We start from the raw sequence: 22390 nt of genomic DNA on the forward strand, positions 1-22390 counted from the left end.
ATACCGTTGTCCTCAACTTGATTCCAATTCCCAAGGACACCAAAGCCCCTGCGAGCAGGCCGAAAGCGTGTCTGGCGGAGGGCAAGAAGGGGAACCCTTGCCCCCGCGATCCACCGCATAGAGGCCTCCTCGCACTCAGCCGGCCACAGGCGTACTCAGTCGCGACTTCACGTCACGCCAGCGCAGGTCCAGCTCGCGGTAGCGCTGCAGCGCCTGCGGGTCCGATGCGGCCTCCGCCAGGCAGGCAGCCATCTGGGTTTGCAGGGCGCGCTCCATCAGCCAGTCCAGGGCGCGACGCAGATCCTGCAAGGTGTCCTCCTGCGCCGGATCGGGCATGGGTAGCGCCCGCCAGTGCTCGGCGATTCCCTCGTCCGCCGCAGCGCTATGCTGCCAGGCCGCCAGCGGCTGCACACCCGCCTCGGTGATCTGGCGCTCCAGCCACGCCACCACCGGGCCATGCGGCTCAGGCAGATCGTGCAACAAGGCCTGCTCCTCCGCCGTGAGTTGCTCCCACCACTGGCCATGGGCCAGCAGCATATGCACCACCCGGTCCTGCGGCGATGCGGGCGCCGGCCTACCACCGCGACGCGGCGCGAGCCGACTTGAAAAGTCGGCACCGCGGGCGAATTGGGCGCCACCACCACTACCGCCACCACTGCGTGAGCCACGGGGGGCGGCAGCCGACGCCTGCACGTCGCCCATCTCGGTCGGCGCGACAGCCCCACCGGATCGACGCACGGGACCCGCAGGCGATGACCAGAGCTGACTCAGCTCCGCTGCGGGCAGCCCGCCTTGTTGGGCCAGGTCCAGGAAGAGCTGCCGCTTGAGTGCTCCTTCCGGCAAGGTCTCCCACAAGGGTCGGGCACGCGACAGCATGCGCGCGCGCCCCTCCACGTCCGACAGGCGGCAGCCTTGGCCCACATGTTCCAGCAGTTGCCGCGACAAGGGCACGGCCTGTTCGATCTGCTCGGCAAATTTCTCATGCCCGTGTTCGCGGATGAAGCTGTCCGGGTCGTGCTCCGCAGGCAGAAAGAGGAAGGAGAAGCTGCGAACGTCCGTGGCATGCGGCAGCGCTGCCTCCAGCGCCCGGCCCGCCGCGCGACGCCCCGCCTCATCACCGTCAAAACTGAAAACAATGCGGTCGGTGTACTTGACCAGCTTATGGACGTGGTCCGCAGTGCAGGCCGTCCCCAGGGTAGCCACCGCATTGGGCTGCCCCCACTGGGCCAGCGCCACCACGTCCATGTAGCCTTCGGTGACGATCACAAAGCCCTTTTCACGCATGGCTTGCCGCGCCTCGAAGAGCCCATAAAGCTCCCGCCCCTTGACGAAGAGCGGTGTCTCCGGCGAATTGAGGTACTTGGGCTCACCTTGGTCCAGCACCCGCCCTCCAAATCCGATGACATCCCCCTTCACATCTCGGATAGGAAACATGATGCGGTCGCGGAAACGGTCATAGCGCCGCCCGTTGTCCTGGTCATCCTCAGCCCGGATGACCAGCCCCGCCTCCACCAGCAGAGGGTCGTCGTAGCTGGGAAAGGCGCTGGCCAGGCTGCGCCAGCCCGCTGGTGCATAGCCCAGTCCGAAAGTTTGGGCGATCTCGCCGGTCAGGCCCCGACGCTTGAGATAGGCCACAGCGCCAGCGGCGCCGCGCAATTGTTTGCGGTAATGGTCGGCCGCCCGGGCCAGCACATCCTTCAGCGAGGTGCGCTGCTGCCGCTGCGCGTCCTCCTGCGCCTTCTGCGCGGGGGACTGGACCTCGCGGGGCACCACCAGACCCGCCTGCTGCGCCAGATCCTCCACGGCCTCCGTGAAGCTCACCCCCAGGTGTTCGGAGAGGAAGCGGATCGCATCACCGTGCACACCGCACCCGAAACAGTGATAAGTCTGCCGGGAGGGGCTGACGATGAAGCTGGGGCTCTTCTCGCCGTGAAAAGGGCAGAGGCCCTTGTGGTTGATGCCGGCCTTTTTGAGCTCGACATGCCGCCCGACCACATTGACGATGTCCGTGCGGGCGAGCAGATCTTGGATGAAGCTATGGGGGATCACGCGGCCGGAGTCTAAGGCATGGGCAGACAGCGGAGGATGCCAGGACAGCTCGAGCGCCAGGCAGATCGAAACGCCAGAAAATGCAAAAAGGGAGCCAAAGCTCCCTTTTCAATTTTTTCTGCGCCAAGCCGGCTTGCGGCCTTCTGCAGGCGGACTGGGACTCCCCAGCGGGCTCAAATGGCGAAGTCTTCCAGCGCCTTGCCCTCGGCCAGGGCGGCAGCCAGCCACTTCGGCTTCAGGCCACGCCCCGTCCAAGTTTCTCCGGAAGCCGGATTGCGATACTTGGCCGCCACTTTCTTGGCGCCTTCCGGCTTTTGCGGGATGGTGGCTTTGCCAACCAGGTCAGCGGCAGTCAGGCCATATTCACCCATCAGGGCTTTCACCTTGGCGATGGCATCCGCACGTGCGGCGCGCTGTGCTTCGGCAATCTGCTTCTCGAGAGCCGCTTTTTGGGCGAGCAGTTCTTGAATGTTGGTCATCAGTTACTCCGGTCTGATCGGGAAAACGTGGCGCGATGATACGCGAAAATCAACGTGCGCCAAGTACATTCAAATGCAAGGCCGGAGTAAACACGTCCCGGCTTCAGGCCGAGGGCGGCACAAAGCCGGTCGGCTGATCGGCTTGACCACCAAAGAGGAATTGCTCCATCTGGCGGGCCAGGTACTGACGGGCGCGCGCATCGGCCAAATTCAGGCGGTTTTCATTGACGAGCATGGTCTGGTGCCGCTTCCACACCTCGAAGGCTTCTTGGCTGATGTGGTCGTAGATGCGCTTGCCCAACTCGCCGGGGTAAGGCGCAAAAGTCAGGCCTTCGGCATCCTTTTTCAGATAGGTGCAATAGATCGTGCGCGCCATGGTGGTGCTCCTTGAAAAGGGGATCGGCAGGAATGGGGCCGGGCCGTCCGGCTCGCTCAGCCCAGGCGCTTGACCAGCACCTGGGAGCGTCTGTCCCAGTTGTATTTGCGCTTACGCGCCTCGGGCAACCAATCGGGCTCGACCTGCACGAAACCGCGCTTGATGAACCAGTGCATGGTGCGGGTGGTGAGCACGAACACACTGCTCAAACCCATGGCGCGTGCGCGCTGCTCCACGTGCTTGAGTATGCGGTCACCGTCCCCTTGGCCCTGCACACTCGCCGAGACGGTCAAGGCGGCCATTTCGCCGGTGCGCGCCTCAGGGTAGGGATGCAGGGCCGCGCAGCCGAAGATCACGCCGTCGTGCTCGATCACCGTGTAGTGGTGAATCTCGCGCTCAATTTCATTGCGGTCACGCTTGACCAGCGTACCGTCGCGCTCGAAAGGCTCAATCAACTGCAAGATGCCGCCAACGTCGTCGGCGTCGGCCTCCCGCAGGCTTTCCAGTTTCTCGTCAACCACCATGGTGCCGATGCCATCATGGGTGAAGACCTCCATGAGCAGTGCCCCATCGACTGCGAACGGCAGTATGTGGGAACGCTCCACGCCACCCGCACAGGCCCGCACGCAATAGCGGAGATAAAAACCCGTGTCCGCCGGAGAAGAGGCTTCAGGAAGTTGGGCCAGCAGACGCTCAGCATCAGCCAAGGCAAGTTCCGTGTCGATGGGGCTCTCGGGATCTTCGAGGCTTTCGCGTATGCCAGCGACCTCGGTCAGGAACAGGAGCTTGTCGGCCTGCAAGGCAATGGCGGTGGAGGTGGCCACGTCCTCCATGGACAGGTTGAAGGCCTCGCCCGTGGGAGAAAAGCCGAACGGCGACAACAGCACCAGAGCGCCCCCGTCCATCGCCATCCGAATACCTGCCGCGTCCACCTTGCGCACCACACCCGAGTGCATCATGTCGACACCCTCGACGATACCCACCGGGCGCGCCGTGAGGAAGTTGCCTGACACGACGCGGACGGTGGCATTGGCCATCGGGGTGTTGGGCAGCCCCTGGGAAAACGCCGCCTCAATCTCGAAGCGCAACTGGCCTGCCGCCTCCTGGGCGCAATCGAGCGCCACCGAGTCGGTAATGCGCATGCCCTTGTGAAAGCGGGAGACGTGGCCTTTGGCCCGCAATTGCTCGGTGACCTGGGGACGGAAACCATGTACCAAGGCGATGCGCACGCCCATGGCCTGCAGGATCGCCAAGTCTTGAACAAAGGCATTGAGTTTGCCTGCCTCGATCATTTCCCCTGTGATACCCACCACGAAGGTCTTGCCGCGATAGGCGTGAATGTGGGGTGCCACGGCGCGGAACCAGGGCACAAAGGTATGGGGGAAAACGACATCCATGGACATGACGGGGCGCATTGTGCCCCAGGCCCGCGCCGCGGGTACACAGGCAGGAAATGCCGCAGGTCGTATGCTGGCACCCGTCATGTCCATATGCTTGCCTCCACATGCATCCGGCCGCCGGCCCGGCCCTCTGGCGCTGTGTCGCCTTGCCGTGGCGCTGGCACTTCTGGGGTCAACCGCCTGGGCGCAAACGCCGCAGGCTGGGACTGCGGATCAGGCACCTGCTGGCCTGACTTGGCGCCCGGGCTCGCCTTCGGCGGGCCACCTGACGGCCGCGCAGTTAGGCGTGGTGATCAACCAGTCGGACCCGGTGTCGGTCGCGGTGGGGGAGGCATATGTCAGGCGCCGGGGCATTCCCGCTGGACAGGTGCTGCGTGTCGAGTTGCCGGATCAACCCGAGTTATCCCCGGCCGACCTCGGGTCCCTGCAAGCGGGCATAGCCGCACAGATGGGACCGCAGGTACAGGCACTGCTGCTGGTGTGGCGACGGCCCTATGCGGTGGCCTGCCACAGCATCACCAGCGCAATCACCCTGGGCTCCGATCCCGCGCTGTGCGCCCCCAAGGGGGAAATCTGCCGCCCTGGGCGACCGCACGCTTACTACAACAGCCACACCGCCATGCCCTTCAGCTTGCTGGGAATCCGGCCGTCCATGCTCCTGCCGGCACGCAGCATTGCGCAAGGGCTGGCCCTGGTGGAGAGGGGCGTCTTGGCCGACGGGCAGCTCCCCACGGAGGCAAGGCCGACCCCCACCCCGGTGGCCTGGTTTGAGCCGACGACGGATGCCGCCCGCAATGTACGCGCCGTGAGGTTTCCTCCCCCCGGCATGGCAGGAGAGGTGGAGGTTCGTGTGCAGCCAGCGGCGCAAGGTCGCCCAGGGCCTTTGTTGCTCTACCAGACAGGCACGGTGAGGGTGCAGGATCCAGGCGGACTGGACTTTCTGCCAGGCGCGGTTGCGGACCACCTCACTTCATTTGGCGGACACCTGGACGGCGCGGGTCAGATGACGGCACTGGAGTGGCTGGAGGCGGGGGCCACCGCTTCAGCGGGAACGGTAAGCGAGCCCTGCAACTATCCGCAGAAATTTCCTGACCCGCAGGTCGTCCTGCAGCGTCTGCTGCTGGGAGAAACGGTGCTGGAAGCCTACTGGAAAAGTGTCATGTGGCCCGCCCAGACGCTGCTGGTGGGCGACCCGCTCGCCCGTCCGCTGGCCGCTGCGCCCAGGCGCTGGGCGGCCGCGGCAACGACCAAGCCCCAGGGGCCGGCGCTCCATGCGCCAGAGGACGGCCCGAAGGCCGGCGATAATTGAGGGTCTCGCCGTGACGCACCCCCTCTAACGCGCGTTTGCGGCCGTCTCCGCCTGGTCGGCGCCCCATCCGGGCCGTCGAGCGGCGACCGGAACCTTCCTCGGGTGGCGCCCTGCGGGCACATCCGATCACACCAACACAGGACCCCCTTCATGGCGCAATACGTCTTCACCATGAACCGCGTCGGCAAGACCGTGCCGCCGAAGCGTCAGATCCTCAAGGACATCTCTTTGTCCTTCTTCCCCGGCGCCAAGATCGGCGTGCTGGGCCTCAACGGTTCGGGCAAGTCCACGCTGCTCAAGATCATGGCCGGTCTGGACAAGGACATCGAGGGCGAGGCCACGCCCATGCCCGGCCTGAAGATCGGCTACCTGCCCCAGGAGCCCCAGCTCGATGCCAGCCAGACGGTGCGTCAGGCGGTGGAGGAAGGCTTGGGCGGCGCCATGGCTGCTCAGAAGCGGCTGGAAGAGGTTTATGCCGCTTACGCCGAGCCGGATGCGGACTTTGACGCCCTGGCCGCCGAGCAGGCCGAACTGGAAGCGATCATCGCCACAGCTGGCGGCGAAAACACCGATCACCTGCTGGAGATCGCGGCCGATGCGCTGCGCCTGCCGCCCTGGGAGGCCAAGATCGGCCCGCTCTCCGGCGGGGAAAAGCGCCGCGTGGCCCTGTGCCGACTGCTGCTGTCCAAGCCTGACATGCTGCTGCTCGACGAACCCACCAACCACTTGGACGCCGAGTCGGTGGAATGGCTCGAGCAGTTCCTCAAGCGCTTCTCCGGCACCGTGGTGGCCATCACCCACGACCGCTACTTCCTGGACAACGCCGCCGAGTGGATCCTGGAACTGGACCGCGGCTACGGGCACCCCTACAAGGGCAACTACACCGACTGGCTGGACGCCAAGGAACGTCGCCTGGAAGCCGAGCAGAAGTCGGAAGACGCTCGCGCCAAGGCCCTGAAGCAGGAGCTGGAGTGGGTGCGCAAGAACGCCAAGGGCCGCCAGGCCAAGAGCAAGGCGCGTCTGGCCCGCTTCGAGGAACTGAGCGACGTCGAGTACCAGAAGCGCAACGAGACCAACGAGATCTTCATTCCCGTGGCAGAGCGCCTGGGCAACGAAGTCATCGAGTTCAAGAACGTCTCCAAGAGCTTCGGCGACCGTGTGCTGATCGACGACCTGTCGTTCAAGGTGCCGGCCGGCGCCATCGTGGGCATCATCGGCCCCAACGGCGCGGGCAAGTCCACCCTGTTCCGCATGATCCAGGGCGTAGAGCAGCCCGATTCGGGCGAGGTGACCATCGGCAAGACGGCCAAGCTGGCTTTCGTGGACCAGAGCCGTGAAGGCCTGGCCGGCGACAAGACGGTCTGGGAAGACGTCTCCGGCGGCTTGGACAACATCATCGTGGGCAAATTCGTGATGCCCAGCCGTGCCTACATCGGCCGCTTTAACTTCAAGGGCAACGATCAGCAGAAGCTCGTCGGCCAGCTCTCGGGTGGTGAACGTGGTCGTCTGCACCTGGCCAAGACCTTGGCCCAGGGTGGCAATGTGCTGATGCTGGACGAACCCTCGAACGACCTGGACGTCGAAACCCTGCGCGCGCTGGAAGAGGCGATGCTGGAGTTCGCCGGCTCAGCCATGGTGATCTCCCACGACCGCTGGTTCCTCGACCGGATCTGCACCCACATCCTGGCCTGCGAAGGCGACTCGAAGTGGTTCTTCTTTGACGGCAACTACCAAGAATACGAAGCCGACAAGAAGAAGCGCCTGGGTGAAGAAGGCGCCCGGCCCCACCGCCTGCGCTACAAGGCCCTGAAGTAATCCTGGTCTTAGGCCCCCGCGGCCAATCGGCCGCGGCACTCAGAACGGGGCAGCCTGGCGCAAGCCGAGCCTTTACCGCCGGAGGGGGTCGCTTTGCCGGCCCCTTTTGCTGGCGGCTTCAGTTCAACAGGTGCGATGCACCGGCTCGGTGCGGGTCACCAACCAGGTCAGTGCCTCACCCTGCAGGTGAGGGGCCAGGCGCGCACGCACAGTGGCGTGGTAGTCATCGAGCCAGTCGAGCTCGTCGGCACGCAACAGCGAGAGGTCCAGGCAGCGGGTGTCGATAGGGCAGAGCGTCAGGGTCTCGAACGCCAGAAATTCACCAAACTCTCCAGCCGGGGCGGGCACATTGAGGACCAGGTTCTCGATGCGCACCCCCCAGCGTCCGGGCCGGTACAAGCCCGGCTCCACCGAGGTGATCATGCCCGGCAGCATGGCAGTGTGCGGCTCCGGCATGGCCTTGCTGATGGTTTGCGGGCCTTCGTGCACGTTCAGAAAATAACCCACGCCATGCCCGGTGCCATGGCCGTAATCCAGGCTCTGCGCCCACAGGGGTGCCCGCGCCAAGCTGTCCAGGAACGGCGCGGGTGTGCCCAGCGGAAAGCGGGCTCGGCTCAGCGCCAGGGTGCCCTTGAGCACAAGGGTGTAGTCCCGGCGGTGCTCGGCACTGACCTGACCCACCGGCCACACGCGGGTGATGTCGGTGGTGCCGCCGAGATACTGAGCGCCTGAATCAATCAGCAGCAACCCGTCACCTTGGATCGTGGCGAATGAGGCGGGTGTGGCGCGGTAGTGTGGCATCGCGCCATTGCCGTTGAAGCCGGCAATGGTGGGAAAGCTCAGCCCGACAAAACCCGGCTGCAGGCGCCGCTCGGCGGTCATCCGCTCGTCGATGGTCAACTCGGTCACCGTCTCGCCGCGGGACAAGGCCGCTTCCAGCCAGGCATAAAAACGGCACATCGCCACGCCGTCCTGCACCATGGCCTCGCGCACATGGGCCGCCTCCGCCTCTGACTTACGGCTCTTGGCCAGCGTCGAGGGATTGAGACTCTCCACCACACGGACCGATTCGGGCAATGCCTGCCTGAAGCCCCAGGTAACGCGGCGCGGATCCAGCAGTACCACGGCCGGCGCCTCCAGGCTGGCCAGCCGGTGCCGCAAATCGGCGTAGGGCTTCAACTGCACGCCGTCAGCGGCCAAAACCGCCTGCACCGCTGCAGGCACCTTGCCGGTGCCCACAAACAGTTCGGCCGACGACATGTCCAGCAGCAGATGCGCCAAGAAGACCGGGTTGTAGTCGACGTCTGCGCCGCGAAGCAAGGTCAGCCAAGCCACATCGTCCAGGCTGCTGACCAGATGGTGGGTTGCCCCCAGGCGGGCCATCTCGGCACGCACAGCGGCAAGTCGCTCCTGCCTTGGCTGGGTGGCAAAAGGCGCTGCATGGGCATACACCGGCTCCGCCGGCAACCCGGGCCGCTCAGGCCAGGCGGCGGCCAGCGGATCACGGTCGGTCACCCACTCGATGCCGGCCTGCACGCAGGTGGCCTGAAGTTGGCGGGCCGCCGCGAGCCCCAGCACATCCCCATCGACCAGCAGTCGCTGTCCGCGCTCCAGTTGGCGGGTGATCCACTCCAGATGGTGCGTGGCGGCGCCGGTCGGGATCCGGACCAGGTCGATGCCAGAGCCCTTGAGCTCGGCCTCCGCCTGTTCCCAGTAGCGGCTGTCGGCAAACAGCGCCGCTTGATCGCGCGTCACCACCAAGGTACCCATGGAACCGGTGAAGCCACTGAACCATTCGCGTCCCTGCCAGTGCCCAGGCAGGTATTCACTGAGGTGCGGATCGGAAGAGGGCACCAAGACGGCATGGGCATCCATGGCCAAAAGGTGGGCTCGCAGGGCAGCCAGTCGCTGCGTGACGGGCAGGGCGGGGACGTCCATGGGCTTGTGGCGGCGGGGCGTGCCGTGTGTCGGAAAGCCGCGGATTCTAGAAGCCGGGGCCCGGGGGAACGAAAAGGGCATTCCCTGCCGCCGATCGGGGAAACCAGCACCCAACGCAGGGCGTAGCAGAGGACGCGGGAAGAATCTTGCCGGTACGCCCGCCTGGTGGCGGGCACGGGCAGCGGTCAATCGTCCAGTCCGAGCTCCTGGATCTTGCGGGTGATGGTATTGCGCCCGATACCCAGCTTCTGCGCCGCCTCGATACGTCGCCCTCGCGTGGTCCCAAGGGCCGTCTGGATGAGGCGCGCCTCGAACTGGCGGGTCAGGCTGTCCCACACATCGGGTCGATTGGCGTCGAGCATGCGGTGGGCCACCCGTTCCAGGTCGGCCAGCCAGTCGGCGTCCTCGGTCGCCGCATCGGCCGGCCCAGGGGAAGGCAGCACCACGGGCGGCAAGGTGGGCAGACCGGGGTTGGCCGGCGCCGGTGGCATGGTCGGCATGGGCACGGGCGCCGTCGCCAGCGGCATCATCGGTGCCACCAGGGGGCGCACCTCCGCCGCCAAAGGCGTGTCCGCACGCTGCTGCAACAGCTCGGGTGGCAGATCTTTAGGCTCGATGACCTGGGCCGGCGCCATCACCGTCAGCCAGTGGCAGATATTCTCCAACTGGCGCACGTTGCCCGGGAAATCAAATGCCCTGAGCCGCTCCAGCGCCTCCTCGGTGATGCGCTTGGGTTCAACCCCCAGCTCCTTGGCACTCTTCTGGAGGAAGAACCGGGCCAATGCAGGCACGTCCTCCGAGCGCTCACGAAGGGGCGGCAGGCGCAGCCGGATGACATTGAGCCGGTGGAAGAGATCCTCCCGGAATACGCCGTCCTTGACCCGCAACTCCAGGTTCTGGTGCGTGGCCGCGATGACGCGCACATTCGCCTTGAGCGGCTGGTGCCCGCCTACGCGATAGAACTGCCCGTCGCTGAGCACCCGCAACAGACGGGTCTGCAGGTCAAAGGGCATGTCGCCGATTTCATCGAGGAACAAGGTGCCCCCGTCGGCCTGCTCGAAGCGGCCCCGGCGCATGGTTTGCGCGCCGGTGAAGGCGCCGCGCTCATGCCCGAACAGCTCAGACTCCAGCAGGTCCTTGGGAATGGCCGCGGTGTTGATGGCGATGAACGGTCCGTTGGTGCCCAGGTCACCGCGGGGGCTGTGGCGGTGCAGCGCTCTTGCCACCAACTCCTTGCCGGAGCCGCTCTCCCCGGTGATGAGCACCGTCACATTGCTTTGACTGAGCCGGCCGATGGCACGAAACACATCCTGCATGGCCGGCGCCTGACCTAGGATCTCGGGCGCCGGCCCGTTGCGCTCGTCGCTGACCTCCTCGCGCAGGCTTTCGTCCACCGCACGGCGGATCAGCTCTACCGCCTTAGGCAGGTCAAAGGGCTTGGGCAGGTACTCGAAGGCCCCCCCTTGGAAGGCGGAAACCGCCGAATCCAAGTCGGAGTAGGCGGTCATGATGATGACCGGCAGGCTGGGCAGACGCTCCTTGACCCGCGACAGCAGGTCCAGGCCCGAACCACCGGGCATCCGGATGTCGCTGACCAGCACCTGGGGCTCATCGCTTTCCAGGGCCGCCAGCACATCCCTCGGGTTGGAGAAGCTGCGCACGGCGAGCTGCTCCCGCGCCAGCGCCTTCTCCAGCACGAAACGGATGGATTGGTCGTCGTCAACGATCCAGATGGGTTTCATTCAGCGTCTTTTCCGGTCAGGGCAGGGGGATCAGGATCTTGAACACCGTGCGTCCCGGCTCACTCTCGCATTCGATCGTGCCCTGGTGCTGCTGCACGAAGGTCTGCGCTAGCGTCAAGCCGAGCCCCGAACCGCCTTCCCGTCCTGACACCAACGGGTAGAAGATGCGGTCCTTGAGTCCTTCCGGAACGCCAGGGCCGTTGTCTTCGACATGCAATTCCAGTGCCAGACGGAAGCGCTGCTTGCCGATGGTGACCTGACGATGCACCCGCGTACGCAGCACGATGCGTGCGTCGCCCATGTCGATGCGGTCCTGCAAGGCCAGGGCGGCGTTTTGCACAATGTTGAGCACCGCCTGGATGAGCTGCTCCCGGTCTCCCCGGAACTCGGGGATGGAGGCGTCGTAGTCGCGCTGCACCCGCAGCCCGCGGGGGTGTTCGGCCAAGGTAAGCGAACGCACCCGCTCGCAGACCTCGTGGATGTTCACGTCGGTGACCACATGGGGTTTGCGGTGCGGCGCCAGCAGGCGGTCGACCAGGGTTTGCAGGCGATCGGCCTCATGGATGATCACCTGGGTGTATTCGGTGAGCTCCGGCGAGCGCAACTCCATGGCCAGCAACTGGGCAGCGCCCCGGATGCCCCCCAAGGGGTTCTTGATCTCGTGGGCCAAGTTGCGGATCAACTCCTTGGTCACCTGCGCCTGTCCGAGCACGCGCTCCTCACGGTCCTGCCGGGTTTGCTGCTCGATCTCGATGAGCTCAACCAAGACCTTGTGGTGGCTGTGGTCGATCTGGCTGACGATGACATGCACCGGTACAGCCTCGCCGGGCAGAGGCAAGGCGCGACGCAGTGTGGTCTCGAACCGGCGGGTGGCAAACTCGTTGCACGCCACCGCCTGAAGCGCCTCCTGCAGCGCCACCGGCTCGCGCACCCATTCGAGCAGGCTGCGTTGCACCAAGGTTTTGCGAGAGAGGCCGACCACGGCCTCCAGGACGCTGTTGACGAAGAGGCAGGATCCGTCAGGTCGCACGACAGCCACCATGGTGGCCAAATGATCGAAGCTCTCCCAGGCACGCAGCTCGGCGGCCTCTTGATTGCGCAGCAGTCTCACGTGCCTCCCAGTTTGGCGATCTCGCGTCGGATGGCGGCCACGTCCGCCTCCTTGCGGGTCAGTGCGGCCTTAAGCGACTCGGTGCGCTCCAGATACTTCTGGCCGTTGCGCTCATCGCCACGCCGCTCGGGCTCGCCGTTGTTGTATTCCTTGCGCAGCGCCTCCAGCGCCGCCTCTTCCTTGCGCAGCTCCGCCTCCAGTATGCGGCGCGCATCGGTGTCCCGTGCCTCCTGCTCGGCACGCTGGACGCGGACATCAGGGGTGTTGGGGCTGCGGGTGGGCTCACTGCTCGCGCTGGGTCGTGCCCTGGCCGGGGCCGGCACGGTGGCGGGGGTGGCTGCCTCGCGGGATTTACACCCCTTGGACTCCGCCTCCTTGGCGGTCAAGGTGTTGGTGAAGACATTGCCCGGACAGATGTAGTACACATTCTGGGCCGACGACGGCGTGGGAACCCACGGCAGAGTCAATGCCAGGCCCAGGGCGGCCAGCGGAAGCGTAGGGGAGGATGTGCTGCGCATCGTGCGATTCTGTCGCCAAAGAAAAAAGGGGATGGCCAGGCCACCCCCTTTTCATGCGTGAACGGCAGTTATCACAGGGTGTAGTACATGTCGTACTCGACCGGGTGCACGGCCATGCGGAAGCGGGTCACTTCTTGCATCTTCAGGTCGATGTAGGCATCGATGAAGGCGTCGGTGAACACGCCACCCTTGGTCAGGAACGCACGGTCCTTGTCCAGGTACTCCAGAGCCTGGTCCAGGCTGTGGCAGACGGTCGGGATCAGCGCGTCTTCTTCCGGCGGCAGGTGGTACAGATCCTTGGTGGCGGGGTCGCCAGGGTGGATCTTGTTCTCAACGCCGTCCAGGCCGGCCATCAGCAGCGCGGCAAAGCACAGGTACGGGTTGGCCGAGGGGTCCGGGAAGCGGGCTTCCACGCGACGGCCCTTCGGGTTGGCCACGTACGGGATGCGGATCGAGGCCGAGCGGTTCTTGGCCGAATAGGCCAGCTTCACCGGAGCTTCGAAGCCCGGCACCAGACGCTTGTAGCTGTTGGTGCCCGGGTTGGTGATGGCGTTCAGGGCGCGGGCGTGCTTGATGATGCCGCCGATGTAGTACAGCGCGAACTCGCTCAGGCCGGCGTAGCCGTCGCCAGCGAACAGGTTCTTGCCGTCCTTCCACACGGACTGGTGCACGTGCATGCCGGAGCCGTTGTCGCCCACGATCGGCTTGGGCATGAAAGTGGCGGTCTTGCCGTAGGCATTGGCCACGTTCACGATGATGTACTTCTGCAGCTGGGTCCAGTCAGCGCGCTGCACCAGCGAGCTGAACTTGGTGCCGATTTCCATCTGGCCGGCGTTGGCCACTTCGTGGTGGTGCACTTCAACGGGAATGCCCATCTGCTCGAGCAGCAGGCACATTTCCGAGCGCATGTCTTGGCCGCTGTCGACCGGGGGCACCGGGAAGTAGCCGCCCTTGACGGTGGGGCGATAGCCCTTGTTACCGTGCTCGTAGTCCTTGCTGGAGTTCCAGGCGGCTTCTTCCGATTCGATCTGGAAGAAGGAACCACCCATCTCATTGCCCCAGCGCACGCTGTCGAACACGAAGAATTCGGGTTCCGGACCGAAGTAGGCGGCGTCGCCGAAACCGGCCGACTTCATGTAGGCCTCGGCACGGCGGGCCAGGGAGCGCGGATCACGCTCGTAAGGCTTGCCGTCGGTCGGGTCGATGACGTCGCAGGTCAGGATCAGGGTCGGCTCTTCGAAGAACGGATCGATGTTGGCCGTGGTGGGATCCGGCATCAGCAGCATGTCGGAGGCTTCGATGCCCTTCCAGCCGGCGATGGACGAACCGTCGAACGCATGGCCCGAGGTGAACTTGTCCTCGTCGAAAGCGGAAACGGGCACGGAGACGTGCTGCTCCTTGCCACGGGTGTCAGTGAAGCGGAAGTCAACGAACTTGACTTCGTTGTCCTTCACCATCTGCATCACATCGGCGACGGTCTTGGCCATCAAAAAGGCTCCTGGCGGATGAGTTTCAACGGATATCGTGAGTCGTTAGGGACGGCCTGCCAGCGCCTCAAGGCTGCCGGGGCCGATCTTTCACGGCGCAGCGAATGTAGCAGAAACCATGCCCAAAAAAGGTGAACAGGCACTGTCGCCGAGCTTCCAAGATCCGGGGTTTCCCGCGAGATGCAGGATCAATGCACCAACATGGTGAGGCGCATGCGGCCAATATGGTGCATTGCAATGCACTCAGGTGGTGCTTACACGAATGCCCGCGAAGGCGCTCAAACCGGCCTGCAGCGCAACAAAGGCTGCTTGTGCCGCCTTCGGCTCCCCCTTGACGCCCAGCTCGATGTGTCGCCCCCGCTGAGGGTGATCCACGCTCGGCAGGCTGAACACCTTCACCCCAGGATGCTCAGCTTCCACCCGTTCCATCAGTGGGGTCAGGGTGGACTCCATCGCCTCGTAGACATAAACCGAGAGTTCTTGCCATTGCACAGGAACCAGATGACCGTAACGCTGGTCCAGCACCCAGGCCATCATGGGATGCGCCATGACGGGAAAGCCGGGCAGGAAATGGACGTCGCCCAGGCTGAAGCCGGGAATCTTGTTGTAGGGGTTGGGAATGATCTGCGCATTTGCCGGAAAGACACCCATGTTCAGCCGGTGTAGGTTGTCCGGACGATCTGGCTCGTAGGGCTGACCGGTCTCCCGTGCCATGTCCTGGATGCGCTCCTGGATCAGGCGCTTGGCCTCGGGGTGCAGAGCCAGGTCCTGACCCGCTGCGGCAGCGGCACAGGCCCGGGTGTGGTCGTCCGGTGTGGCGCCAATGCCACCGCAGCTGAAAACGATGTCACCGCTGGACATGGCCTGCCGCAGCGCGTCGGTGATGCGCGCCGGCTCGTCGCCCACGTACTGGCACCAAGAGAGGCTCTGGCCCCGCTCGGCCAGCAGCTCGATGGTGCGGGTCATGTGCTTGTCCTGGCGGCGACCCGAAAGGATTTCATCGCCGATGATGATGAGGCCGAAAGCCGGCATGCGCGCTCCTGGGGTTGGGGGCCCGATTGTGAGGGCAGCCCATCAGCCCTGCAGCGGTCTCAGGCTCGACCGCACAGGCGCTTCAGGCCCAACCACTGCTGGCGCCAGAACCCTTCACCGTAATCGCGGCCGCCCTCTTCGGGCAGCTGGTCGCGGATGCCGGTAGGCTCCACCCCCCGGGTGAACCGCACCGTGCCAAACAGCAGGTCCCAGATGGGCAGCAGCACGGCAAAGTTGTGGCCGCCCAGGCGTCGCTGCGGCCCGCTCTCGTGCCCCAGGCCGATGGCATGGTGCAGCCGGTGGTAGAGCGGACTGACCAGCAGGTAGCGCCCCACCGGCCCGAAGCTCCAGCGCAGGTTGGCATGCGAGAGGTTTTCCAAGGCCTGGGACAACAGCACCAAGGCCATGAACTGGCCAGGCGGCACCCCGACGATGCGGGCAGTCACCACGAAAAGCACATCCACGACGAGGTCATCGAGCAGGTGGTTGCGGCTGTCGGTGAATGGATTGAGGTGGCGTTGGCTGTGGTGCAGGGCGTGCAAAGCCCACCAAGCCGAGAACTGGTGCTGGCCGCGATGGATCCAGTACATCAGGAAGTCAAAAGCGACCAGGTACACGAGAAAGCCCGCGACGGCGGTATCGGTGACACCAGGCCACCAAGGGGCCACCCACTGGTCCAGGTGCCAGCCATCCACCCCATGGACCGCCAGCCAGCCGAACAGGCCATTCCACAGGTCACCCAGCGCCAGAAACAATCCCAGCCGCACCACCCCCAGCCGCTGCAGCAGCGTGTAGACAAGGTCGACCCGAACCGCCTGCCGCCAGGCGGTGCGGGCAGGCCCGACCGGCTCGGCCGGCCACAGCCGCTGGAGCGGGAACAACACCAGCGCCACGATCAGGATTTGAATCAAGCCGCCCAGCACCCAACCCAAGCCATCGTAGGCGTCTGGCAGCAAGTTGCCGGCACCCAGGCCGAACATCAGGGGCTGGACCAGCGCCTCGAAGAGGAGCTGCTGCGTTTGGGCGAGGAGTTCTTCAAGCATGGCGTCATGTCCTACGCGCCGGACTCAGGGCAGTGGATGGGATCGTCCGTAGCGGGGATGCTGGTCCACGGTGGCAAAGCAGAAGCCCCGGGCCTTGAGCCCCTGCAGCAGCGGTGCCAGCACCGCTGGCGCCCAAGGATCCTGCCGTGACCAGATGCCCAGGTGAGCCACCAGGATGTCGCCCGGCTGGATGCGGTCCAGGGCCTGGCGCAGCAAGCGTTCATTGGGGAACCGGTCGCTGGGCAGCTCATCGCCCAGGAAGCCCGCCGCCGACCAGCCCACATGCTGGTAGCCGCAAGCCTGGGCCGCCTGGAGCAGGGCAGGGGAGGTCTTGCCGCCAGGTGCCCGGAACAGGGGAAGTGGTTCCTGTCCGGTCATCTGCCGGATGCGGGCCTGACTGCGCTCGACCTCCGCGCAGTAGCGTGCTGCCGTCCAGTTCTGCCGAACCCCTTGATCGGGGCCAGCGCTGGCCCTGACGGTGAATCCACCGTCACCCCGGTCGGCCAGCCAGTACACATGATCGAAGGTGTGACTCGCCAGGCGGTGTCCTGCCTGCGCCAGTTCGCGCCACCAAGGTGCCCATCCATCGTCCAGGCTGCCCCCGCCTTCCAGGGTGCGCTCATGCGCCAGAAAGAAGGTGGCGCGCACGCCCTGGGCGCGCAGGGTATCCGCGACCAACCGGGCCACGCCCATGTGGCCGGTGTCGAAGGTGAGGTAGAGGGGTCGCGCGCACGGTGGGGCCGCAACCGCCGACGAGGCGCATGCCGCCTGCGGTCCCGCAATCCAGCCTGTCGCCACAAGCACCGAACCCAGCAACAAGCGCGCAAAGACGTGGCGGCCTCGGCGGATTCCCGTGGTGGCCGACGGGGCAGCGGTCAGGCGCGGACACATGCTCACTGCCGCGGCGCGTGGTCCAGGGTCCAGACGCCGTGCGGCGAACGCCCCACGGGCACTTGTTGGATGACCTGTCCGCTGTCCAGGTCGATGTAGGTGAGCTTGCGCGCCCAGCGTGAACTCAGCAGCAGTGTCTTGCCGTCTGCCAGGATCTCCATGCAGTCCGGACCACCCGGCCCTGGGTACTGCCGCACCACCGCCATGCGCTCGGTGTCGATCATGCTGACGGTGTTGGCCACCCGGTTGCTCACCAGAATATGACGCTTGTCACCCTTGGCGCGAAAGGCATGTGCCCCTTCTCCGGTTTCAATGCGCTTGATGAGTTGAGCCGGCTGCTTGCTGACATCGTAGACCTCGACGAAACGGTCTCCCGTGAGCCCGACATAGAGGTGGCGGTCATCCGCCGTGAGGTACACGTCCGCCGGCAGCTTGCCGGTCGGCACCCGCCAGCGCAGCGTCTGGGTGGCCAGGTCGATGGCCACCAACTCGTCACTGTCCTGCATCGTGGCATAGGCGGTGGTGCTTCGACTGTCGATCCAAACATGACTCGGCGTCTTGCCGGTCGGGATGCGCTTTTGCAGCTTCAGCGGCGCCGCCTTGTCCTCGGGATGCCAGCGGTAGATGTCCACATGGTTCAACCGGTTGGCCAAGGTGACGAACCAGCGCATGTCCGGAGAAAAGCGCAGTTGGTAGGGATCCACGATGCCGGTCATGGTGCGCTGCACCTGCGCCGTCACCGGGTCGATGAAGGTCAGGGTGTCACCAACAGCATTGGCTACCAGCAACGACTTCTCGTCCGGGGTGAGGTAGAGGTGGTGCGGCTCCTTGCCCACCGGGATCCGCTGACGTTCGGTGCGGGTCACGGGATCAATCACGCTGACCGTGGCATCCAGGGAATTCAGCACGAAGATGGGGTGCCGGGCTTGGGCGTGGACAGCCAAGGTGGCGCCAGCCAGCGCAACCACGGACAAGACAGACCGCAGCAGGCGGTGCAGGCGCGGGCGGCCTGGGGCGGAGACGGACATCGGGACCACGTGTTCTAGCGGATTTCGGGGTCCGAGAGTGTAGGGCCGATGACCGACATGCCGGCACACGACACGCTGCCCCATCCGGGGCTCGCCTGTCGCTTCCCTGCGCCGTTTGCGCTGGCGCAAGAAAGTCGCTCAGTCGTCGCTGCTGTCGCCGCCAAGCACCGAGCCCAACAACCCGCCCGCGGCAAAACCACCAAGCACCGAGCCTTCTTCGCGAGACCCGCCCATTTGGGGTGCAGCGGCAAACACACGGCTGGCCAGGCGGCTGAAGGGCAGGCTTTGCAGCCAGACGGTTCCCGGGCCGGAAAGGCGCGCCAAGAACAACCCCTCGCCCCCAAAGAGCGCCGTCTTGATCTTGCCCACGTACTGGATTTCGAAATTCACCGAAGGGGTGTAGGCCACCACACACCCGGTATCGACCAGGAGGCTCTGCCCAGCCTGGAGTTCACGGCGCACCACCGTGCCGCCGGCATGCACGAAGGCCAGGCCATCGCCTTCGAGCCGCTGCATGATGAAGCCTTCGCCACCAAAGAAGCCTACAGAGAGCTTCTGCTGGAAATGGATGCCCAGCGACACGCCCCGCGCCGCACAGAGGAAGGAGTCCTTCTGGCAGATCAGCATGCCCCCGAGTTGACGCAGGTCCATAGGCAGGATCTTGCCCGGATAAGGCGCAGCGAAAGCCACGCGCTGCTTGCCACCGGCCTCGTTGGTATAGACGGTGGTGAAGAGGGACTCGCCCGTGATCAGGCGTTTGCCAGCCCCCAGCAGCTTGCCAAAGAAGCCGCCTTGCTGGCGTGAACCGTCGCCAAACACCGCCTCCATGCCAATGCCGGCATCCATGAACATCAGGCTGCCGGCTTCACCGATCGCTGCCTCTCCAGGGTCGAGCTCGACCTCCACGAACTGCATCTCCGCGCCACGGATGTCGTAATCCACCACGTCCATCGCCATTGCCGTCTTCTCCTCTGAAGTCTGTCTATGCGAGCACAGCCCGGCTTGTGCAGGTGCGGGGCTGGCTCAGTGGGTCGGGAAGGACGACACAGGGGTCGCCAGCCCGTCAAAGCAGGACCGGAGCACCCAGTCCGTGATCTGCTCATCAGCATACTGCCCCGACGCCTTCAGCACCGTGACCACCGGATCACAGGCGCGGGCAAACAGGGAGTACAGATGGAGCTCGGGCGGCAGATCGGTCCGCAACTGCCCACGGGACTGGGCCGACAGGATCCACTCTTCCATGCGGCCGGCCACCTCACCCAGGAGGCGGCCGTAGTGCGGATCGTCGGCCAAGGCCTGGCGCAGTTGCGAATTCTGGCTTGGCAAGCTGGGCATCTGTCCTGCCAACAGCCGGCCAACGGCCCAGCGTGTCAGCCCTTGCAACGCCGCCAGCGGCTGATCCGGGTGGTCCAGCGCCAGTCGATCCAGGCACTCGAGGGTGTCTTCCAGCACACGGGCCATCGCTGCGGCCGCCAGGGCTTCCTTGGACGCGTAGTGGCGGTAGAGGCTGGTCTTGGCGATGCCGACCTCCGCCGCCACCTCATCCACCGTCATCTGCTCGAAACCCTTGCTGGCGAGCAGCCGGTTGACGGCATCCAGGATTGCGGCCTGGCGTACCTGTTGGAGCTTGTCTTTGAGTCGTGGGCTTGCCATGTCCTAATTTTAGAACGCATGGTTTTGACCCTGGACCCAGTGGTCTGTTCTGCTACTGCGCGGTATCGCCCGTCTGCGGACCCACTGTGGGCCTCAGTTCTTCCACACGGTAGCCCTGATGCAGCAGGGCTTCACGCAGCCAATCGGGGTGCGGACCGCAACCATCCCAGGCTTGCCCGGACAGAGGGTGCCGATATTTGACCGGCCGCGATGGCGCGGGCGAGGCCGCAGGGACTCCCTCCGTCGGCGAGGCGTCCAAGTCTTCCACCGTGATCTGCCAGTACTCCATGAGGGCGCGGATGCGCGCCACCACCACAGCCCGTTCGCGCGGACTCAAGGTCGGGCGCCCTTCAGATGAAGGACCTTCTGGAGTAAGAGGGGTGTGCAGGTCTGACATCAGGATTTGCAGAACCTGGTCTCCGCGGTGAACTGCGGAGAAGGGAGGCGGCGCGGTGCGCCGCCTCAAGTCATGCCACAAGACCAAGCGGCCTTGTAGGGCCGCCGGGGCATCAGCCCTTGAGCAGCGTGTCGAGTTCCTTGCAGGAGGGGGCGCAGACCGCCTGTGCCTTGCCCAGCAATTTGCGGGTTTTCAGATGGGCACGGGGACGATGCTTGCCGCAGAGGAAGCAAGACATCGTGGCGGCGCCAAAGGCGCCCGTGGCAGAAAAGGGGGAACCAGCCACCTTGGAACGATAGCGAAGACCGTTCGGATCAATGGCGGTTTTGGGTTCTTCCTTGGCCAGAATGACCTCCTTGTGTTCGATTCGATGACGGGGAGGGCCTTCGGCGTCAGGGGGCGAGCCGCCTGCCATCCACAACCGGCAATTATCGCTCAAGCCGGCTCCCCAGGCATACCCAAGTTCATTTCGGCGCCAGGCGGATGGCGCCATCCAGCCGGATCACTTCGCCGTTGAGCATGTCATTCGTGATGATCTGATGAACCAGCTTGGCATAGTCCTCCGGCCGCCCCAGGCGACTCGGGAACGGCACACCGGCGGCAAGCGCATCCTGCACCTCCTGCGGCATGCCAAACAACATCGGCGTCCCAAAAATGCCGGGCGCAATCGTCATGTTGCGGATGCCGTGGCGGGCCAAGTCTCGAGCGATCGGGAGGGTCATCCCCACCACTCCCCCTTTGCTCGCGGCATAGGCGGCTTGACCAATCTGGCCGTCATAGGCCGCCACACTCGCCGTGCTGATGATGACACCACGCTCGCCTGTGGGCTCCGGTGTGTTGCGGCTCATGGCCTGGGCAGCCAAGCGGATCATGTTGAAGGTGCCGACCAGATTCACTTGGAGAACCTTGGTGTACAAGCCCAGATCGTGGGCAGCGTCCTTGCCCACGGTGCGTGCGGCCGGTGCAATACCGGCGCAGTTGACCAGCCCTGCCAGCATGCCCATGGACTGCGCGGCGTCCACCGCTGCCTGACCGTCGACTTCCTGGCTCACGTCGCAGCGTACATAGCGCCCCCCCAACGCCTGCGCAAGGGCCTCACCCTTGTCCTGCTGCAAGTCCGCAATGACAACCTGCGCGCCGTGGGCACGCAGCATCCGGGCCGTGCCCTCGCCCAAGCCAGAAGCGCCGCCCGTGACGATGAAGACCTTGTCAGCGATGTCCATGTCGAAGTTCCTACAAAGTGCGAGTTTAGTTTACGTTAACGTAAACGTTAATTATCAAGCGCGCAGGACCGGAAGCGACTCCGGGCAAATGCGGGGACACAGCGCGGGTTTGCCGCGCTTCGCGCCTGCCTCAGGCAGGCATGAAAAAGGCCGCATGAGCGGCCTGATGGTCAGCGCCCACCTCGCGGCAAGACGCGTGTCAAGGGGCTGTCGAGTCAGCCCAGGGCTTGCAGGGCGCGGGAGGTGATCTCGTCCACGCTGCCCACCCCCGAGATACGTGCATAGCGGGGAGCTTGTGCATCTCCCGTCGCCGCCCAGGCGCCGTAGTAGTCCACCAGCGGACGGGTCTGGCTGTGGTAGACGTCCAGGCGCTTGCGGACGGTTTCCTCTGCATCGTCGGCACGCTGGATCAGCTCTTCGCCGGTAACGTCATCCTTGCCAGCCACTTTCGGGGGGTTGAACGTGACGTGGTAGGTGCGACCTGAAGCCACATGCACACGGCGTCCGCTCATGCGCTCGATGATGGCCGCATCCGGCACGTCGATTTCAAGCACCAGGTCCAGCTTCACGCCGGCTGCCTTCATGGCATCGGCTTGGGGGATGGTGCGGGGAAATCCGTCGAACAGGAAGCCCTTGGCGCAGTCCGCCTGCAGGATGCGCTCCTTGACCAGACCGATGATGATGTCGTCGCTGACCAGACCACCGGCGTCCATCACCTTCTTGGCGGCCAGGCCCAGCTCCGTGCCCGCCTTGACGGCCGCGCGCAGCATGTCGCCGGTGGAAATCTGCGGAATGCCGAACTTTTGGCAGATGAAAGTGGCTTGGGTGCCCTTGCCAGCGCCGGGGGCGCCCAGAAGAATGAGTCGCATGAGAGTCTGCCTCGTTAGATTGATTCTTGG

General features: G+C 65.0%; 21 protein-coding genes. 2 read left to right on the top strand and 19 right to left on the bottom strand.

Annotation, left to right across the window (positions count from 1 at the left end; genetic code table 11):
• Positions 1-135: 135 nt before the first annotated feature.
• The 4 genes from dnaG to argA all read right to left on the bottom strand — a co-directional run bounded on the left by dnaG (position 136) and on the right by argA (position 4301).
• The gene (dnaG, locus tag G3A44_RS05030) at positions 136-2049 is read right to left on the bottom strand and encodes a DNA primase (RefSeq protein WP_163456419.1); all 1914 of its coding nucleotides are present in this window, start codon (positions 2047-2049) and stop codon (positions 136-138) included.
• 173 nt (positions 2050-2222) lie between these two features.
• Entirely contained in the window at positions 2223-2528 is a 306-nt protein-coding gene (locus G3A44_RS05035; protein WP_163456420.1) for an H-NS histone family protein, read from the bottom strand.
• A gap of 103 nt (positions 2529-2631) precedes the next feature.
• Positions 2632-2904, bottom strand: coding sequence for an oxidative damage protection protein (locus G3A44_RS05040; RefSeq protein WP_163456421.1), 273 nt, complete (start codon positions 2902-2904; stop codon positions 2632-2634).
• 56 nt (positions 2905-2960) lie between these two features.
• Positions 2961-4301 (bottom strand): amino-acid N-acetyltransferase, encoded by a 1341-nt coding sequence (gene argA / locus G3A44_RS05045; RefSeq protein ID WP_163456523.1) that lies wholly within the window; start codon positions 4299-4301, stop codon positions 2961-2963.
• Positions 4302-4590: 289 nt separating this feature from the next.
• Between argA and G3A44_RS05050 the strand changes: the two genes are divergently transcribed.
• A complete protein-coding gene (locus G3A44_RS05050) occupies positions 4591-5613 on the top strand; it encodes a TIGR03790 family protein (protein WP_310734322.1) in 1023 nt (340 codons plus the stop codon).
• 150 nt (positions 5614-5763) lie between these two features.
• Positions 5764-7428 carry an energy-dependent translational throttle protein EttA gene (gene ettA / locus G3A44_RS05055; RefSeq protein WP_163456422.1) on the top strand — a complete coding sequence of 555 codons (1665 nt, stop codon included), beginning with the start codon at positions 5764-5766 and terminating at the stop codon, positions 7426-7428.
• 123 nt (positions 7429-7551) lie between these two features.
• On the opposite strand, the gene G3A44_RS05060 is transcribed toward ettA, so the two are convergent.
• From G3A44_RS05060 to adk, 15 genes are all read right to left on the bottom strand, one after another.
• The gene (locus G3A44_RS05060; protein ID WP_163456423.1) at positions 7552-9366 is read right to left on the bottom strand and encodes an aminopeptidase P family protein; all 1815 of its coding nucleotides are present in this window, start codon (positions 9364-9366) and stop codon (positions 7552-7554) included.
• 185 nt (positions 9367-9551) lie between these two features.
• Positions 9552-11108: a nitrogen regulation protein NR(I) gene (gene ntrC / locus G3A44_RS05065; RefSeq protein ID WP_163456424.1), complete on the bottom strand. Its 1557-nt coding sequence runs from the start codon at positions 11106-11108 to the stop codon at positions 9552-9554.
• Between the two features lie 16 nt (positions 11109-11124).
• Complete coding sequence (gene glnL, locus G3A44_RS05070) at positions 11125-12219, bottom strand: nitrogen regulation protein NR(II) (protein WP_310734323.1); 1095 nt, start codon at positions 12217-12219, stop codon at positions 11125-11127.
• The gene (locus G3A44_RS05075) at positions 12216-12737 is read right to left on the bottom strand and encodes a hypothetical protein (RefSeq protein ID WP_163456425.1); all 522 of its coding nucleotides are present in this window, start codon (positions 12735-12737) and stop codon (positions 12216-12218) included. Before G3A44_RS05075 ends, glnL begins: the two co-directional genes overlap by 4 nt.
• 71 nt (positions 12738-12808) lie before the next feature.
• Entirely contained in the window at positions 12809-14224 is a 1416-nt protein-coding gene (gene glnA, locus G3A44_RS05080) for a type I glutamate--ammonia ligase (protein WP_163456426.1), read from the bottom strand.
• Positions 14225-14467: 243 nt separating this feature from the next.
• Positions 14468-15256 carry a competence/damage-inducible protein A gene (locus G3A44_RS05085; protein ID WP_163456427.1) on the bottom strand — a complete coding sequence of 263 codons (789 nt, stop codon included), beginning with the start codon at positions 15254-15256 and terminating at the stop codon, positions 14468-14470.
• Positions 15257-15315: 59 nt separating this feature from the next.
• Positions 15316-16299 carry a sterol desaturase family protein gene (locus G3A44_RS05090; RefSeq protein ID WP_163456428.1) on the bottom strand — a complete coding sequence of 328 codons (984 nt, stop codon included), beginning with the start codon at positions 16297-16299 and terminating at the stop codon, positions 15316-15318.
• 24 nt (positions 16300-16323) lie between these two features.
• Positions 16324-17103, bottom strand: coding sequence for a polysaccharide deacetylase family protein (locus G3A44_RS05095; protein ID WP_375138630.1), 780 nt, complete (start codon positions 17101-17103; stop codon positions 16324-16326).
• An 89-nt stretch (positions 17104-17192) separates the two neighbouring features.
• Positions 17193-18218, bottom strand: coding sequence for a YncE family protein (locus tag G3A44_RS05100; protein WP_163456430.1), 1026 nt, complete (start codon positions 18216-18218; stop codon positions 17193-17195).
• 138 nt (positions 18219-18356) lie between these two features.
• Positions 18357-19175 carry a TIGR00266 family protein gene (locus tag G3A44_RS05105; RefSeq protein WP_163456431.1) on the bottom strand — a complete coding sequence of 273 codons (819 nt, stop codon included), beginning with the start codon at positions 19173-19175 and terminating at the stop codon, positions 18357-18359.
• 66 nt (positions 19176-19241) lie between these two features.
• Positions 19242-19871 carry a TetR/AcrR family transcriptional regulator gene (locus G3A44_RS05110; RefSeq protein ID WP_163456432.1) on the bottom strand — a complete coding sequence of 210 codons (630 nt, stop codon included), beginning with the start codon at positions 19869-19871 and terminating at the stop codon, positions 19242-19244.
• Positions 19872-19923: 52 nt separating this feature from the next.
• Positions 19924-20268, bottom strand: a complete 345-nt coding sequence (locus G3A44_RS24310) for an H-NS histone family protein (RefSeq protein WP_163456433.1) — start codon at positions 20266-20268, stop codon at positions 19924-19926.
• A 112-nt stretch (positions 20269-20380) separates the two neighbouring features.
• Positions 20381-20614 (bottom strand): hypothetical protein, encoded by a 234-nt coding sequence (locus G3A44_RS05120; protein WP_163456526.1) that lies wholly within the window; start codon positions 20612-20614, stop codon positions 20381-20383.
• A 118-nt stretch (positions 20615-20732) separates the two neighbouring features.
• Complete coding sequence (locus G3A44_RS05125; RefSeq protein WP_163456434.1) at positions 20733-21491, bottom strand: 3-hydroxyacyl-CoA dehydrogenase; 759 nt, start codon at positions 21489-21491, stop codon at positions 20733-20735.
• Between the two features lie 215 nt (positions 21492-21706).
• Positions 21707-22360: an adenylate kinase gene (adk, locus tag G3A44_RS05130; protein WP_163456435.1), complete on the bottom strand. Its 654-nt coding sequence runs from the start codon at positions 22358-22360 to the stop codon at positions 21707-21709.
• Positions 22361-22390: the final 30 nt, after the last annotated feature.

The organism is Ideonella livida (assembly GCF_010499455.1).
Taxonomy (GTDB): domain Bacteria; phylum Pseudomonadota; class Gammaproteobacteria; order Burkholderiales; family Burkholderiaceae_C; genus Ideonella; species Ideonella livida.

Bases quoted from the DNA above. Each gene is read 5' to 3' on its own strand.
- adk (WP_163456435.1), bottom strand. From the start codon at position 22,360: ATGCGACTCATTCTTCTGGGCGCCCCCGGCGCTGGCAAGGGCACCCAA.
- G3A44_RS05090 (WP_163456428.1), bottom strand. From the start codon at position 16,299: ATGCTTGAAGAACTCCTCGCCCAAACGCAGCAGCTCCTCTTCGAGGCG.
- ntrC (WP_163456424.1), bottom strand. From the start codon at position 11,108: ATGAAACCCATCTGGATCGTTGACGACGACCAATCCATCCGTTTCGTG.
- G3A44_RS05060 (WP_163456423.1), bottom strand. From the start codon at position 9,366: ATGGACGTCCCCGCCCTGCCCGTCACGCAGCGACTGGCTGCCCTGCGA.
- G3A44_RS05075 (WP_163456425.1), bottom strand. From the start codon at position 12,737: ATGCGCAGCACATCCTCCCCTACGCTTCCGCTGGCCGCCCTGGGCCTG.
- G3A44_RS05105 (WP_163456431.1), bottom strand. From the start codon at position 19,175: ATGGCGATGGACGTGGTGGATTACGACATCCGTGGCGCGGAGATGCAG.
- G3A44_RS05035 (WP_163456420.1), bottom strand. From the start codon at position 2,528: ATGACCAACATTCAAGAACTGCTCGCCCAAAAAGCGGCTCTCGAGAAG.
- glnA (WP_163456426.1), bottom strand. From the start codon at position 14,224: ATGGCCAAGACCGTCGCCGATGTGATGCAGATGGTGAAGGACAACGAA.
- ettA (WP_163456422.1), top strand. From the start codon at position 5,764: ATGGCGCAATACGTCTTCACCATGAACCGCGTCGGCAAGACCGTGCCG.
- G3A44_RS05100 (WP_163456430.1), bottom strand. From the start codon at position 18,218: ATGTCCGTCTCCGCCCCAGGCCGCCCGCGCCTGCACCGCCTGCTGCGG.
- G3A44_RS24310 (WP_163456433.1), bottom strand. From the start codon at position 20,268: ATGTCAGACCTGCACACCCCTCTTACTCCAGAAGGTCCTTCATCTGAA.
- G3A44_RS05125 (WP_163456434.1), bottom strand. From the start codon at position 21,491: ATGGACATCGCTGACAAGGTCTTCATCGTCACGGGCGGCGCTTCTGGC.
- G3A44_RS05040 (WP_163456421.1), bottom strand. From the start codon at position 2,904: ATGGCGCGCACGATCTATTGCACCTATCTGAAAAAGGATGCCGAAGGC.
- G3A44_RS05110 (WP_163456432.1), bottom strand. From the start codon at position 19,871: ATGGCAAGCCCACGACTCAAAGACAAGCTCCAACAGGTACGCCAGGCC.
- G3A44_RS05085 (WP_163456427.1), bottom strand. From the start codon at position 15,256: ATGCCGGCTTTCGGCCTCATCATCATCGGCGATGAAATCCTTTCGGGT.
- argA (WP_163456523.1), bottom strand. From the start codon at position 4,301: ATGGATGTCGTTTTCCCCCATACCTTTGTGCCCTGGTTCCGCGCCGTG.